This window comes from Pseudoalteromonas sp. TB51 (assembly GCF_000498055.1).
Taxonomy (GTDB): Bacteria; Pseudomonadota; Gammaproteobacteria; order Enterobacterales; family Alteromonadaceae; genus Pseudoalteromonas; species Pseudoalteromonas atlantica.
This window is the reverse complement of record NZ_AUTO01000281.1, coordinates 34,832-51,605: the sequence shown is the minus strand read 5'-3', so window position 1 is coordinate 51,605 and position 16,774 is coordinate 34,832. Positions and strand designations below refer to the sequence as shown.

Here is a 16,774-nt window from a genome sequence, read left to right as displayed (position 1 = left end):
TAGCCGTTGCTGCAGAAGCTAGGCAAGTAAGGCAGTCACACCGTATTAAGGCAAACTTTCCGGCCGGCGTGCGCTTAGCAAATGGGCATACGTTAAAAGTTAAAATTACCGATTACTCTGATAATGGAGTGGGTATTGAAACAGAGCACGCTCATTTATGCCGAGTAAACGACAAAATAGAGCTATTAATGAGCCGCGGAAATAAACAGTTTTCGTTTACAACGTATGTATGTAACACCCGAAACAAACAAATAGGCTTAACGTTAAAAGATCTCTCGCTCGAAAAGCAAAAAGCATTTATACAGTGCACCTTTTCAAGAGCGGATGCGTGGCTTGACTGGCAAAATAATTTTCGTCATGACCGCCCTTCATATAGCTTTAAAGAAGTACAAAAAACAAGTTTAAGAGGATTTAGCAATTTATTGTTTCATGCTCCTAAGCCATTACAGCCCTTTGTAAAACTAATGACAAAAATTGTTGTATATATAAACTCTTTCACCCCTAAAAAACCAATAGTGCATTATAATTATGATTAAAAATTTGCTTAATACATTTCTAATACTGTTTTTAACATGCAGTGCTTACAAAGCATGTGCTATTGAGCCAATGCACGATAAATCTGTGTTTATAAATGGCTACCCAGAAAGCGCCAACGTGTCTAGTTTAAGATTAGACTTTGCTGCTTTAGGCTTTGATGGCTACAAGCTTGATGGCATAAACAACAACTCAAGAGTGGATTTTACCAACCGCATTGATAAATTAAGCACCGATTTACAGCTTAATTTTTCGTACACAAACTCGCCCTCATTGATTGCTAACGTGTCGCATTTAAAAGTGTATTTTAATGAAAACTTAGTCACTGTACTGCCCATAAATGAGCAACTAAGTGTGGTTAAAAATACCGTTAACCATAGCCTAAAACTCAATGCTAAGTATGTACAAGACTACAACCAAGTACGGTTTGAGCTTGTTGGTTATTATGATTTACGTTGCCAAGATTACTTTAGCCGCTCTATTTGGACCGAAATTAATAAATCGAGCAATATCACGCTCAATCAAAAGCAACTGGCAATAGATAGCCGTTTAGAATATTTACCAGAGCCCTTTTTTGATGCCAAAGATTACAATAAGTTAAGCTTACCGTTTGTGTTTGCAAAAACACCTAACACCAAAACAATTGAAGCGGCTGCGACTCTTTCAAGCTGGTTTGGCGCGCAAGCTGACTGGCGTGGTGCTGATTTTCCGGTGGTGATTAACAAATCATTAGATACGCACAGCGTGGTTTTTATTACCAACGATTCAAAGCCTGACTTTTTAAAAGACTATCCCGATGTGGAAAAGCCAACCGTTGAGATTATTTCAAACCCACTACATAGATACAGCAAAATGTTGCTTATTTTAGGGCGTGATGAAGACGATTTAAAAACCGCCGTCACGGGATTGGCCTTTGGCCATAAAGTCATGACCGGCAGAACAGCTAGCATAGAAGCAATTAACCAACTACCGCTTCGCAAGGCGTACGATGCCCCGCGCTGGTTACGCGCTGATAGAGCAGTACACTTTGACGAATTAATTGATTTTGACAATCAGCTACAAGCACAAGGGTTAAATAACGGACCCGTAAAATTAAACGTGCGTTTTGCTCCAGATTTATTTACTTGGCGAGAAAAAGGCATCCCCATTACATTGCAATATCGCAGCACACCCGAGAGCGAGTCTTTGGACTCTCGGTTAAATATGTTGATTAATCAAAAGTTTATTAGTGGATATTTGTTAGATAACGACGACTCTACACTCAATACTACAAAAACATTATTGCCACTTATTGCCAATACTGATACTACACAAAACACAGAAAACTTTTCACTTAATGGCATAAACTTAGCCACTCGGAACGAGCTAAACTTTGATTTTAGATTTGATGCGATGAAAAAAGGTGAGTGTGCAATAGCACCACCTGGTGGTGAGTTTGGTGTTATTGATGGTAATTCTAATATTGATGTAAGTGGCTTTGATCATTACATTGCCCTGCCAGATTTAAATGTATTCGCGAACAGTGGCTTCCCGTACACCAAATATGCCGATTTACAGCAAACACTTGTACTAATTGACCAGCAGCCTTCTGCAAAAGCGTTAACTTTGCTGTTTAATCTTACCGGTCATTTTGGCGCAATAACGGGGTATCCAACCCACAGAATGACAGTGGCCCATTTAAATGAAAATGTTGATTTAGACGACAAAGATATTTTAGTTGTTGCAAAGCCTGGCAGCACAGCTCAGCAACTAGATGAAGATGCGCATACAAACGTACTTTTAACGAATAACCAACGTGAAATAAAGCAAGCAATTTACAACGGTGCATACGATGAGCAAGCCACAGATAAAATACAAGTAAGTGTAAAAAGTAGCGGAGATATGGCGGTAATTACAGCTTATCAATCTCCTTTTGATTCTGAGCGCTCTGTTGTATCACTTAATGCCACCACTGAAAAAGCATTTGGCTTAATTGATAAAACCCTTATGGACTCGCAAACATTAAGCCAATTAAAAGGCAGTGCTGCGGTTATAAACTCACAAGGCGTTAAAACAATAAAAACTGAAGAGCAATACTTTGTTGGTCATATTCCTGTACATACGCTGGTGTGGTTCCATTTATCTGACCATCCATTTATTTTAGCTCTGCTTTCAATATTAACGCTGTTACTAATTTCATTTATTTTATGGCGATTACTACAAGCACTCACCCATAAGCGTTTAGCTGAAGGAGATGAATAATGACATTACTTAACCGAGCATTATTAGTAGCCGCTTTTTTAAGTTTTTCTGTGTCAGCGCAAACGCAGCAGTGCGAGCCTTGGCAGGGGTGGCAAGTATTTAAAAATCACTTTATTAGTGATGAAGGCCGCGTAATAGACCTAGGTTCAAAACAAAATATTACCACCTCAGAGGGGCAATCATACGCACTATTTTTTGCGCTAGTAGCAAACGACAAAGCCGCGTTTGATACCATTTTAGATTGGACGCAAGACCATCTCTCTGAAGGCGATTTAAGTACACGTTTGCCTGCTTGGCAATGGGGTGAAACAGGTAATGATACCTATGGGATTATAGACTCAAACCCAGCATCAGATTCTGATTTGTGGATAGCATATAGTTTATCGCAAGCAGCTATTTTATGGGACGACCGCCGCTATAGTATTTTAGCTGCTGTATTAGCGCAGCGTATTATGCGAGAAGAAACCGCCTATATTTCAGGCTTAGGGCTTACTTTATTACCCGCCCCTGCTGGGTTTGAATTTGAAAATAACACCTATAAACTCAACCCAAGTTATTCACCGTTATTTATTTATCAGCAATTTAGCAAATTATACCCGCACTCACCTTGGCAGCAATTACATGAAGCGTCTGCAAAGCTTATTTTGGATACCGCTAAAAACGGAGTTAGCCCTGACTGGGTGATGTATAGCCCAGCAAAAGGTTTTTATTACGATAAAAAAGCAACCGATTTAGGCAGTTTTAACGCCATTAGGGTTTACTTATGGGCCAGCATGATGGCGAACGATGCGCCATACAAAGCACAACTAAGCGAGCAGTTTACCCCTTTTGTAGAGGCTATAAACAGCCGTGGATACGTCCCTTTAAATACCTATGCGCGCTCTGGCAAAACCCAAAAGCGTGGCCCATTAGGCTTTAATGCTGCCCTACTGCCCATGCTAAAAGAAAAAGGCGATGATTCTTTGGTTATGGCCATTCAACAAAAGTTAATGGTCGATAAGTCATTCACACAAACACGCTATTACGACAGTGTATTAAATCTGTTTGGTAGTAGTGCGCTTAATAAGCGCTTTTCAATAACAGCAGACGGGACGATCAAGCCAAGGTGGAGCACTGAATGTCGTTAAAATGGGCTGTTGTTTGTACGTTAGCAGTCAGCGCAAGTGTGCATGCTAAAACAAATAATGACATTGATACACACTCTGTTGAGTGGCTTTTAAGCCAAATCAATATTGGTGAAGTGCAAGAAAATAAAGATTTAATTGCCGATAGCTTACAAAAGCTATTGGCTATTGCCCCTAATCGAATAGAAAGCCAGTGTGCGCTTGCTCGTTTTGAGTTTGCCAATGGTAAGGCTATACAAGCAAATCAAATTTTAAGAAAAATTGACGGTAACAACACACGTACCCACCCTTGTGTAGAACAGTTACGATTAATTGCTAGATTAGAAAACGAAGACAAAGCAGATATACAGCAAGCTAAATTAATTGCCCGTGCGGGACGTTACGAACAAGCGCGATTAATTTACAACAGGCTTTTTAAAAACACCTATCCAAGCTTAGCGTTTGAGCTCGAGCACTTAAGTTGGTATGCACAAGAGCAAAGCCAATGGAAAAATGTAAAAAAAGGCTACGAAAGGCTACTACGCAGTTACGAAAACATCGGCGCGGTAGATATTGCATATGCGCGCCACTTACTCAGAAATAACCCCACTGATAGCACCGCGCTAACTATTTTAAGTAAATATGGAAATAACCCATCTTTTATCAATGAGGTAGAGTTTATTTGGCTTGCAGCCTTAAAGAGTATGGATCTTTCTCAAGAGACAGTAGAACAGTATCAACGCTATTTCTCCGTTTATCCATTTAGTAGTAAGGGCAAGTTACAATATGAAGACTTCCAAAAAGATTTACAAGTAAGGCAAACCTTACTTGCCGATCCTGCATATCAACTTTGGCTTAAAGGAGATCGTTTAGTCAATGCGAAAAAATTAAATGAAGCTGAGCCAATACTATTAAACGCTTTAAAAGGTCGGCCAACCGATAAAGAAATTATGCGTAGCTTAGGATATTTGTATTTAGGCAGAAGCGACTATAAAAAATCGTATTACTACTTTTTTGCCGCTCAAAAATATACACCTAACTTTGATGAGCGTGAAGAACTTAAAGAACTCGCAACAGTTGCGAAGTTTTGGCTGTACATGACTGAAATGGAAGACGCTATCGAGCAATATGACTTCAAGACTGCACAGTTAAAACTAAACCTAGCTGAGCAATTAAATTATGATCAAGAAGCTTTTCTCTATAACAAAGGCTTATTGTTAGTCGCTCAAGGAAACTACACTCAAGCAGCAGCCGCCTATTACGCAGCCCTAAAAACCAACCCTTTATATGAAAATGCCTTACTTGGCTTATTGGATATTACGCAGCTTGATAAAAATCAAAAATCTATTCGCAATTTTTATAATTCATTAAATGCTAAGCAGCGAAATTTAATCTATCCCTCTTATGCAGCTGCAATTAGCAACAATCTAAGAGGTAAGGCAAATGAGTATACTAATGAGGGCAATTTAGAGAAAGCAGAAGAGTTACTTAAACAGGCGATTGAACTTTCACCGGAGCAACCATGGTTATACTACGATTTAGCCTTTATATTCCAGCAAAAAGGTCTTCCTCAACAAGCACGTAATTTATTTAATAATGCATTGTGGCAATTCCCACTAAATCCCCAAATAAGATATAGCCATGCTTTATTTTTACGCTCAATTGATGATTATCAAGGCGCTTTAAACACCTTAGAATATGTGCCGGTTAATGATCGAAATGACGACATAATCTCTCTTGAGCAACAACTTAGGCTCAACGAGTCTCTTCGACAAAGCGAGCGACACTTAAATACTAAAAATAGAACCACGGCTATTTTTCATTTAAGTAATTTAGAAGCGCAAAATTTAACTCCAGTAATGAAAGCCGAGCTATCGCGTAGCTGGTATCAAATAGATGAGAAAAAACACGCTCTAAAGTTAATTAATAACGCATTAAATACTGAGCCTACTTTATCACCTTATTGGCATATGCTTTACGCGCAGTGGCTATTAGAACAAAACGAGCGCCCTGCTGTAGAACAATGGTTTTCTCATTACAGCTTGCCAAATAATGCAAGTGCTGGCGAAGTAGAACAGTACGTCAATTTATACACCACGTATATTAATCAGTATTACGAAGGTGGGGAATTATTAGCAAAGCTGAACCAGCTTGATCAAAAGTACCAAAGTACACCCGCCATCACCACGGCATTAATAAATGCTAATTTAGCTCTGGGGCAACAAGAGTCAGCAATTATTGTTTATCAGCAAAAACTGAAAAACAATCAGCCAATTGAACCTCAAGCAATGCTTGCAATAGCAAAAGCTTACAGAGAATTAGGTAACGACTTTCAGGCAAAAGAAGTTACTGAGCGCGCAATAACGCAAACAGATGATCAGCAAACCTACTTACAACGCCAAATAATGGCCTCGTTAAATGACTTTAATTACGCAGGTGATGCTTTAGTTTTAGCCAATCAATTAATTGCTAAATCACCCAATGATAAAGAGCTTAGTTATTTAGGCGCTGAAGTTGCTCGAAATTTTAATGAACAAGACCAAGCTAAGCAATGGTATTTAAAAACGCTATCAAGCGAGCAACGCCTAAACGATGAATCGTTTTACAAACAAATTGCTCGCATAGATGAAAATGATGCGTGGTATATTAATGGCGCTAAGCGCGAGCTTATAAATGAGCAAAGCAAAAACCAAGCATACATTGCTATTGGGGTAAACTTTAGTGGCCAAACAAGCACCGAAAGCGAGGCGACTCTTGGCGCAGGCTTAGTACCTATTGAAGCCTACTTTCCACTTTGGCAAGGCCAAGGGTTTATTAAAATAGACCCAACCACTATTAGCGCACAAACAACTCGCTTTGATGAGCAATTTGCTGGTAGCCGCTACGGTCAAGGTGCACTTTGTATATTTACCTGTGCTATTGATGAAGTAAGCCCTGAGCAAGATGGGGTCGACATAGGTATTGGATGGCAAAATGAAAATTGGCGTGTTGATGTAGGCACGACCCCACTTGGCTTTTTAATTGAAGACATAGTATGGGGTGTAAATTACGCCAACAGTATTGGCGACTTTGGTTATAGCCTAGAGCTCGAAAAACGCCCTGTAACAAGCTCCGTGCTTTCTTATGCTGGGCTTGAAGATGTAAATACCGGTGAAATTTGGGGCGGCGTGCGCTCAACAGGCCTAACTGCCAACCTATCTCATGACTTAGGTGGCGATTGGGGCTTTTGGTCAAGCGCCGACTTTACGCTCTATAAAGGGCAAAATGTTAAAGATAACCAACGCTATAGAGTAATGGGCGGGTCTTATTATCGCGTTATTAGTAATCAAGAACGCGAATTTACCGTCGGCGCAAGTCTATTACATTGGGCATATCAGTATAATTTAAGTGAAGAAACATGGGGCCACGGCGGTTACTATAGCCCACAAAACTACGTTGGGTTGTCGGTGCCTTTAAGCTACGATGCGCGCTGGGGCGATGATTTTGTTTATCGCTTAAAAACGGGGATTTCGTATTCGCAAACAAAAACCCAAGCCATTGATTTTTATCCTAACGACACTGACTTGCAGCTACAAGCCTACGATAGAGAATCGATTACCGGGGTAGACCCAGTATTTGAGAGTGATGACAGCTCTGGCGTGTCATACAATCTTGAAGGGAGCTTTGAGTACCGTATAACGCCGCATTGGTTTTTTGGTGGTTATTTAGCCATCGATCGCGCTGACTTTTACGAACCAAACTTTGGCCAGCTCTATATTCGCTATTACTTCAATCCTGTGTACGGGACGTTAGAGTTTCCTGGCACCCCAATTATTCCCTATGCAGACTTTTAACGCAGTGCAAGGTGATACATCGCGAATGCTTCCCCTCGCACTAAGGTATATGTATACTTGAGCGCAATTGTAACTAGGATAAGGGTGTGTCTCTTACCTTGTGGTGTTACTACCATTTAGCAAATCATTATCTTAGCTACAAATAATATACAGATGGTCGAGCGTTTTAGTGCCCCATGGCACAAAACAGCTAAAGCAAAAAATTATAAGGCCATTACAACAATTCTTAAAGTTAGGAAGTAAATATGAGTTCAGCTCCAGATAGTGGTTGGTTTGGCCACCCTAAAGGACTTTCGACATTGTTCTTCACTGAGATGTGGGAACGAATGAGTTACTACGGCATGCGAGCGATGCTCGTATTGTTCATGACAGCAAGCCTACAAGAAGAAGGCCTTGCCTTTACTGTTGCATCAGCTGCTGCAATTTACGGTTTATACACAGGTGCCGTTTATTTCTTAGGCTTACCGGGTGGTTGGCTAGCGGATAGATTATTCGGTGGTCAAAAGGCCGTATGGTACGGCGGTATCATCATCATGTGTGGCCATATTATTTTGGCCGTGCCTCATGAGTATTCGTTTTTTATTGGTTTGATCTTTGTTGCTACAGGTACTGGTTTGCTAAAACCAAATATCAGCGCAATGGTAGGCCAGTTATACAGCGATGCTGATGAGCGCCGTGATGGCGGTTACGCTATATACTACATGGGTATTAACTTAGGTTCTTTAATTGGTTACTACGTATGTGGTTACTTTATGGAAAACGTAGGTTGGCACTGGGCATTTGGTGCAGCTGCTGTGGGTATGGCTATTGGCTTAATCCAATATAAGCGCACGCTTAACAATCTACCAGAGCACAGCGCTTTGCCTGCTAACCCATTAAGCGCTAAAGGTGCATCTCGTGCATGGTTTGGTATTGCTGCTTTTGTTATTATTGCCGCTGGTGTGACCGCTGCAGCAATGACGGGCGCAATTATTATTAACCCAACCGTTGTTGCAGGCTACACAGCTATTGTGTTTACTATTATATTCTTTATTTATTTCGGGGTTATTTACTTTACAGGTAAATTAACAGCGGGCGAAAAACAAAGAATGTGGGCACTATTTTTAGTATGTGTTGCCTCTGCGTGTTTTTGGTCTGGCTTTGAGCAAGCGGGTTCATCACTTAACCTATTTGCCCGTGATTACACAGATCGCCTTATAGGTACTTTTGAAATTCCGACTACGTGGTTCCAATCTTTAAACTCACTATTTATTATTGCTTTATCGCCATTTTTTGCCGCGCTTTGGATTAACTTATCTAAAAAGATGGTATCGCCGACTTACAGCGTAAAATGTGCAATGGGCTTAATTATTATGGCTTCTGGCTTTTTAGTTATGTTTATGGCCGCTCACTACGCAGCTGAAGGCTTAAAAGTAGCGCCATACTGGCTAGTAACAACCTACTTTTTACATACAGTGGGTGAGCTTTGTTTAAGCCCTGTAGCATTAAGTGCGGTAAGTAAACTTTCGCCGCGTCGTTACACAGGCCAAATGATGGGTGTATTTGTATTAACTTATTCAATTGGTAACATTATTGCTGGCTTACTGGCTGGTAACTTTGATCCAAATAACGTTGAAGAAATCCCTAACTTATACTTACAAATTGCCTTATTTAGCATTGGCGTAGGTATTGTTTTAGTGCTTATGAGCTTTAAAGCGAAAGTATGGGAAAAACAAGGCCTAGAAGAAAAAGCTGCATAATATTGCACGTTTAATTACGCGTAATACTAATTATAATTTCCCCCATAGCCGCTATGGGGGAAATTTTCTCAAATTTCTATATCACCTCGCTGTAAACTGGTATCATCTGCTGATTAATTTTTAACTAGTCTCAGGGACGCAGTACATGCGCTTTTTAACTTTATCTCACACCCTATTTTTAACCTTAAGCATTGTTTTTTTATCAGCCTGTGGTGGTTCAGACGATCAAGTTACAACTAACCCTAATGATCCCGTTGAGCCTGAGCCTAGCGAGTTAACCGTCTCTACAACTACAGGTTTAGATGTCAGCCTTGATGAAGGAAGCTTTTTACTGACTGTACCTGCCAATGCCGTCTCTCAAAACACTGAACTTACACACGAAAAAACAGTATTAGATGATGCCAACGCACTACTAAATATTATCTCAGATATACACCTACTCACCCCAAGTACGCTTTCTTTTAGTGATCCAATTACTATCAGCATAAAAATACCTGATGATTACCAATTAGGAGGCCAGCTATTTATTGCTAGACAATCTGGCGATGGCTGGGAAGTTATTGATAACTCTTTTGTTGCAGATGGGTTTGTAAGTGCGCAAGTAACAACACTAGGAACCTTCGCTATTATGATGCAGCGCAATGAGGCCTTTGCTGCTATAGGCCCAACGTGTGATGCCACAGCCACAGAGCAATCGGTTAGATTTGTTCATGTTGCCGACCTACATGCGCGATTCGGTTATGAGGAGCAATACTTTAGCCGCATAAAAGCCTACTACAACCAAGTACTTGCACAAACGCCGCATACCCTTTTTACCAACGGGGGTGATGACTACGAAAAAGGCACTGTTGCTGAGCAACTATCACAAGGTAGCGCTACAGAAGAAGCCATTAAAGCCATGCAGTTTGATTTACGTGTGGTAGGAAATCACGACTATGCATGGGGGCCAGAAAAATTATTAAGCTACTCGCAAGATGATAACGCCATAGTACTTGCCAGTAATACACGCTATGAAGGCGAACAATTACAAGATTTTGCCGCTGTAGGCTTTGCTAAAGTACAAGTAGGCTGTGTGACCTTAGGTGTATTTGGTATGACCTCAGTACCTTGGAACGAGCTAGACGAACCGATAGATGATGAGCCTATACCTGATTTTATCAAACAATTTAAAATGAGCTGGCAGTGGCAACAAATAGCACAAAGTATAGTAAACCAATACCAAGGCGATGTTGACTACATGGTAATGCTAAGCCATTTAGGTGAAGGCTTAGACATTGATATGGCAACCGATGTAAGCGGTATTGATTTAGTGTTAGGCGGCCATACTCATGGCGGTGAAAGTTATAATACGCTCGAGAACGGCGCTGTGGTTATTCAGCCAGATTTTTACGCCAAAGGCATCACCGATGTTACTCTTACGTTTAACTTGCAAGATAATACATCGCCAACAATAGATTACAGCACCATTGAAACTGACAGCATCAGCGAACGTGATGAACCAACTAAGCTGGCAATTGATGAAATTATGGGCCGCTATGCGCCTGATGCAAACACAGAAATTGCTATTTCTGAAAACTACCCAAGTAGTTTGGAACTTGCAGAAATAACGGCTTTAGCTGCAGCCCATGCAAGTGATATAACGGCGGCCCTGCTTAACCCAGAATTAGTACAAACAAGGTGGACACCAGGGACCTTAACACAAGAAGACTTTCATAAAGCCTACTATGTTGAGCGCCAGCCCTCTAACACTCCTGGCTTTAATTCGTTATATAGCGTAACGGTTACAGGTAGCGATTTAAACACCATGTTTGCCAGTCAGCCAGATTGGTTTTTACTCAAACCAGATGATATACAAGCTGCGAACACTTATCAGGTTGCTTTATTTAAAGGCGCAGCACTTAATCCTGAGCTATTTTTTAGCGGTGTTACCTTTTCAAACGTAGAAGCCATTGACGAAGCATGGTGGTTACTCGATCAATATGCGCGTTTTAGAACAAGCCAATGCTTATACCTAGATACCGATAATCAATTATTTTCATGTAAAGAGCAAAACAACATCACAGTGTGGAATTTTGACGATGAAAATAACCCTTTAACTGCAGATTATGGCCCTTCAGTACTGAGCTATTTTGATCCTGAAAATACTCTATGGGGAGCAGATAAAACCCAATATAAAACAACAACAGCATTTTCTATTGCAGATTTAAATGATGGACCTTCTGGTGTCATGGCCTTTACTGATCATTCACCTACAGAAGGGCTCTTATTAACTTTAAATACTCAAGCTAATGGTGATTACGCCGATCAAGAGATGGTGTCAGACTACACGATAATTATGGACTTATACTGGCCCATTGAAGGGAAAGACATATATCGTCCAATTATTCAAGCAAATACCACTGATTACTTAACTGATGATGCTGATATTTTTATTGACCCCTCTGGAGGCTACGGACAAGCAACTAGCGACAGTGGTTACTTTGGACAAACAGAGCCTGAAACATGGCATCGCGTAGCATTTGTTTTTTATACAGCTCCAGTTAATGGCGCATATGAAATATACATTGATGGTGAGCTTGTAGGAGTTAAAGAAGATGGCGAAATAAATAGTCGCTGGGCACTTACTCAAGCCGCACTACTGTTTGCTGATAATAACTATGAAACAGAGCCAGGTTATTTAAATTCACTTTTATATGCTGGGCGCGCCCTGACTCGAGACGAAATTAAAAGCATAGGCAGTGCACAATCAAAGCTGACATTTACCCCTACAACACGGGTATTAAACCAAGCTATTAAGCGCCATTACCAAGCAGCTCCAACCGTAAAACCTAACCTTTGGCTCGAGCAGCGCAACACTTTTTTTAACAACCGGACACAAAGTGTAAACAATTAAATACAAAAAACATTACGTAACTACATTTTTAAAAGAGGTTTTATTTTTATAAAACCTCTTTTTTATTTATTTATATCAATATCTTAAACTTTAATAAACTAAAAGCATCAAGCTAATACATGCTCGCTTACCCTAAAGCGTAAGGTATAAACCTATTGACTAAGTAAACGTCTTATTAAATTTACAGTTTGCTCAAATGCTAAATCTGCTCCCCCTCTTCCCCAAACTTAAAATCTAGTTGATTATCTAGCTCAACACGACAACAACACATAATCGCAGTAGCAATATTTATTGCAGGAGTAATAAAAATGAGTGAAGCAAATAATCCACTAGGTTTAGTTGGTATTGAGTTTACTGAATACGCAACACCTGATGCAGACTACATGGATAAAGTGTTTACTGATTTTGGTTTTTCAAAATTAAAAAAATTTAAAGGCAAGGATATTGTCTATTACAACCAAAACGACATTCACTTTTTACTAAATAACGAACGCGATGGTTTTTCTGCTGAATTTGCAAAAAGTCATGGCCCAGCAATTTGCTCTATGGGTTGGCGCGTTGAGGATGCACAGCATGCATTTGAAACAGCTGTAGCACGTGGTGCAAAACCCGCAACCGACTCAACCCATAAAGACTTACCTTACCCCGCCATTTACGGTATTGGCGATAGCCTGATTTACTTTATTGAGCAATTTGGTGATAAAGGGTCTATTTATGAGTCTGACTTTGAAGATTTATCATCACCTAATGTAGTTGAAGATAAAGGCTTTATACGTATAGATCACTTAACTAATAACGTTTACAAAGGCACTATGGAAACATGGGCAAACTTTTACAAAGACGTGTTTGGTTTTACAGAAGTACGCTATTTCGATATTAAAGGTCAAAAAACAGCGTTGCTATCGTATGCATTAAAATCACCCTGTGGCACCTTCTCAATTCCTATTAATGAAGGTAAAGGCAATAACAACAACCAAATTGACGAGTATTTAGGCGAGTATAATGGCCCTGGTGTACAACATCTCGCGTTTTTAACTGACGATTTAGTTAGCTCGCTTGATAAGCTTGATAAATCGACCATTGCTACTTTAGACATTATTCCTGAGTATTACGACACTATTTTTGACCGTGTGCCGTGGGTTGCAGAAGATAAAGAAAAAATTCGCGAGCATCAAATATTAGTCGATAGCCAAAGTGAAAACTGCTACCTATTACAAATTTTCTCTAAAAACCTATTTGGACCTATTTTTATAGAAATGATCCAACGTGTAGATGATGGTGGTTTTGGTGAAGGTAATTTCCAAGCATTGTTTGAGTCAATTGAGCGAGACCAAGAGCGCCGCGGCGTTTTATAACTTTTTTGAGTAAATTAAAAGCAGCGATCTTCGCTGCTTTTTGTCGTTTTAATATTTAAAAAGTAGGGTGCAAGATACAAGTATGCTTAAATAAATGCATGCACCCAACATCAAACCTAAAGGATAAGTAATGAGCCAAATTAACGAAACCCACAACATTAATTTAACTAGCTGGGTAGAGTCGGCCAATATTAAAGGCTGTGACTTCCCGATTCAAAATTTACCTTTTGCAGAATTTCGTACTAAAAACACAAATGAAAAATTTAGAGGCGGGGTTGCTATTGGCGATCAGGTTATTGATTTAGCAAAATTGAGCCACTTAAACATTTTTACCGGTGATGCTAAAACAGCCCTGGATGCAGCAAGCGAATCAACACTAAATACATTTATGGGTTTAGGGGGGCAATACTGGTCAGCACTGCGCTTAGCGCTTTCAAAAGCATTGCGTGAAGGCGCACAGCAACAAAAAGAAATGCAAAGTACCCTTATTCCTCAAGCTGATATAGAGTTTTCACTGCCGTGTCGTATTGGTGATTACACCGACTTTTATACCTCAATTTACCATGCAACAGCCGTTGGTAGCTTGTTTAGACCAGACAACCCGCTTTTACCAAACTATAAATGGGTGCCGATTGGCTATCATGGCCGCTCTTCATCTATTGATGTATCGGGGCAAACATTTCACCGCCCTAAAGGGCAAACTAAAGCGCCCGATGCAGATACCCCATCATTTGGCCCATGTAAACGCCTAGATTACGAGTTAGAGCTTGGTATTTACTTAGGCAAAGGCAATGCGCTGGGTGATGCTATCGCCATTGAAAACGCTGAAAACCATGTATTTGGTTTTTGTGTATTTAACGATTGGTCAGCACGAGATTTACAAGCATGGGAATACCAACCATTAGGCCCGTTTTTAGCTAAAAACTTTGCATCAACCGTATCGCCTTGGATTGTCACCACTGAAGCACTTGCACCTTTTAGAACTAGCTGGACACGTGATGAAAACGATCCACAACCAATGCCGTACCTAGAATCTGCCGCTAACCGCGAGCAAGGAGCATTTGATATTCAAATGGATGTTAAAATTCAGACTCAAAAAATGCGTGATGAAAACCACCAACCTACGCAGGTCTCTGCCTCAAGCTTCAAACATTCATATTGGACTGTGGCGCAAATGGTGACCCATCACACTGTAAATGGCTGTAACTTTATGCCAGGTGATATGCTCGGCTCTGGCACCCAGTCAGGCCCTACACATGAAGAAGCGGGTTCTTTATTAGAGCTTTCTCGTGGTGGTAAAGAAAAAATAACCCTGAGTAATGGTGAGCAGCGCAGCTTTTTAGAAGATGGCGATAACGTAATTATGCGCGGCTGGTGCGAAAAGCCAGGCTATGCCCGTATTGGCTTTGGTAGTGTAGAAAGCACAGTATTACCTGCTAAATAACTTATTGGTTATTGATATGTCCTAAATAAGCAAACACATTTGAGGACAACACATAGCAAATAAAAAAGCCACCTAGTTAAACTAGGTGGCTTTTTCGTATCTAAAGTACGGGTTGATTAAAGGTCTTTTTCAACCTCATCAAATAGCGCAGTAATATTTTGCGCTGGCTCTTTCGTCGCTAAGCTTACAACGACAATTGCAATACTTGCTAAAATAAAGCCTGGTACAATTTCGTACATGTAACTGCTTAAGCTTTGCCCATCAATCATAAATGGTGAGTAAATCCAAAACAGAACCGTACCAGCACCTACAACCATACCTGCTAGTGCGCCTTCAAAGTTCATGCGTTTCCAGTACAGGCTAAATAAAACCAGTGGGCCAAATGCCGCACCAAAACCTGCCCATGCATTACTTACTAAGCTTAATATTGAGCTGTCTCTATCGTACGCTAAGTAAATAGCACATAGAGCAACTGCTGCTACACTAATGCGTCCTACAGTAACAAGCTCTGTGTCGCTTGCTTCTTTGCGTAAAAACGTTTTGTAAAAATCTTCAGTTAACGAACTTGAGCTAACAAGTAACTGCGAAGAAATTGTACTCATGATTGCAGCTAAAATAGCCGCCAATAAGAAACCAGCAATTAATGGGTGGAATAATAACTCAGAAAGAATTAAGAAAATGGTTTCTGGGTCTTCAACAACAATGTTGTTTTCGTAAGTGTACGCGGCACCAAATAAACCAGTACCCACAGCACCAATGGCTGCAACTATCATCCATGTCATACCAATACGGCGAGCCGTTGGCATATCTTTTACGCTACGCACCGACATAAAACGTACAATAATATGAGGTTGACCAAAGTAGCCTAAGCCCCATGCCATTGCCGAAATAATCCCTAATGCAGAGCCTGCACCTATCCAATTAAGCATATCGGGGTTTACGCTATGAAGTGTTGACTCTAGCGGTTGATCTAATAAAGAGTAAGCAACGGTCGGTACCAGTATCAAGGCAATAAACATAATACAGCCTTGCACAAAGTCAGTTAAGCTAACTGCTAAGAAGCCACCAAATAAGGTATATAAAACAACAACACCAGTGGTGATGTATAAACCCATTTCGTAACTTAAGCCAAATGAGCTTTCAAACAATTTACCGCCTGCTACAACACCTGATGATGTATAAAGCGTAAAGAACACAATAATTACTACCGCAGAAACTACACGTAAAAGGTTTGATTTATCATTAAAACGATTAGAGAAGTAGTCTGGGATTGTGATTGAGTCGTTCGCTTTTTCAGTGTAAACACGCAAACGAGGCGCAACTAAAAAGTAGTTTAACCACGCACCAATAACCAAGCCTATTGCTATCCATGTGCTACTAAAGCCAGTAACGAACATAGCGCCAGGTAAGCCCATTAAAATCCAACCGCTCATATCCGATGCGCCAGCAGATAATGCTGCAACACTTGGAGATAAGCTACGTCCACCTAGCATATAACCCGAAACATCACTTGTAGACTGTTTGTATGCATAAAGTCCAATGCCAAGCATGACTATAAAATACAATGCCAGTGAAATAATCATTCCTGTTTCCAAATTCGCCTCCACAAAGTTGTATAAAACAGGCTTTTAA

Annotated in this window: 9 protein-coding genes; 8 read left to right on the top strand and 1 reads right to left on the bottom strand. The window is 40.3% G+C overall.

The window, feature by feature from the left end; all coding sequences use genetic code 11:
- The 8 genes from L650_RS0116795 to fahA all read left to right on the top strand — a co-directional run.
- A partial coding sequence (locus tag L650_RS0116795) for a PilZ domain-containing protein (protein ID WP_029773828.1) occupies positions 1-536 on the top strand: 536 nt, incomplete at its 5' end.
- Positions 529-2,775 (top strand): cellulose biosynthesis cyclic di-GMP-binding regulatory protein BcsB, encoded by a 2,247-nt coding sequence (gene bcsB, locus L650_RS0116790; RefSeq protein ID WP_029773827.1) that lies wholly within the window; start codon positions 529-531, stop codon positions 2,773-2,775. The genes L650_RS0116795 and bcsB, both read left to right, overlap by 8 nt.
- The gene (gene bcsZ / locus L650_RS0116785; RefSeq protein ID WP_128081072.1) at positions 2,775-3,902 is read left to right on the top strand and encodes a cellulose synthase complex periplasmic endoglucanase BcsZ; all 1,128 of its coding nucleotides are present in this window, start codon (positions 2,775-2,777) and stop codon (positions 3,900-3,902) included. The genes bcsB and bcsZ overlap by 1 nt, the downstream gene beginning before the upstream one ends.
- Positions 3,893-7,711, top strand: coding sequence for a cellulose synthase subunit BcsC-related outer membrane protein (locus tag L650_RS0116780; protein WP_029773825.1), 3,819 nt, complete (start codon positions 3,893-3,895; stop codon positions 7,709-7,711). Before bcsZ ends, L650_RS0116780 begins: the two co-directional genes overlap by 10 nt.
- 245 nt (positions 7,712-7,956) lie before the next feature.
- The gene (locus L650_RS0116775) at positions 7,957-9,450 is read left to right on the top strand and encodes a peptide MFS transporter (protein ID WP_029773824.1); all 1,494 of its coding nucleotides are present in this window, start codon (positions 7,957-7,959) and stop codon (positions 9,448-9,450) included.
- 145 nt (positions 9,451-9,595) lie between these two features.
- Positions 9,596-12,343 carry a metallophosphoesterase gene (locus L650_RS0116770; protein ID WP_029773823.1) on the top strand — a complete coding sequence of 916 codons (2,748 nt, stop codon included), beginning with the start codon at positions 9,596-9,598 and terminating at the stop codon, positions 12,341-12,343.
- A 308-nt stretch (positions 12,344-12,651) separates the two neighbouring features.
- Entirely contained in the window at positions 12,652-13,698 is a 1,047-nt protein-coding gene (gene hppD / locus L650_RS0116765) for a 4-hydroxyphenylpyruvate dioxygenase (protein WP_004588333.1), read from the top strand.
- Positions 13,699-13,828: 130 nt separating this feature from the next.
- A complete protein-coding gene (gene fahA / locus L650_RS0116760) occupies positions 13,829-15,142 on the top strand; it encodes a fumarylacetoacetase (RefSeq protein WP_024032298.1) in 1,314 nt (437 codons plus the stop codon).
- Between the two features lie 116 nt (positions 15,143-15,258).
- On the opposite strand, the gene putP is transcribed toward fahA, so the two are convergent.
- Positions 15,259-16,737 carry a sodium/proline symporter PutP gene (putP, locus tag L650_RS0116755; RefSeq protein ID WP_004588331.1) on the bottom strand — a complete coding sequence of 493 codons (1,479 nt, stop codon included), beginning with the start codon at positions 16,735-16,737 and terminating at the stop codon, positions 15,259-15,261.
- Positions 16,738-16,774 lie beyond the last annotated feature (37 nt).

Excerpts from the sequence above, each read along its gene's own strand:
- fahA (WP_024032298.1), top strand. The coding sequence starts at position 13,829 with ATGAGCCAAATTAACGAAACCCACAACATTAATTTAACTAGCTGGGTA.
- bcsZ (WP_128081072.1), top strand. The coding sequence starts at position 2,775 with ATGACATTACTTAACCGAGCATTATTAGTAGCCGCTTTTTTAAGTTTT.
- bcsB (WP_029773827.1), top strand. The coding sequence starts at position 529 with ATGATTAAAAATTTGCTTAATACATTTCTAATACTGTTTTTAACATGC.
- L650_RS0116770 (WP_029773823.1), top strand. The coding sequence starts at position 9,596 with ATGCGCTTTTTAACTTTATCTCACACCCTATTTTTAACCTTAAGCATT.
- L650_RS0116775 (WP_029773824.1), top strand. The coding sequence starts at position 7,957 with ATGAGTTCAGCTCCAGATAGTGGTTGGTTTGGCCACCCTAAAGGACTT.
- hppD (WP_004588333.1), top strand. The coding sequence starts at position 12,652 with ATGAGTGAAGCAAATAATCCACTAGGTTTAGTTGGTATTGAGTTTACT.
- L650_RS0116780 (WP_029773825.1), top strand. The coding sequence starts at position 3,893 with ATGTCGTTAAAATGGGCTGTTGTTTGTACGTTAGCAGTCAGCGCAAGT.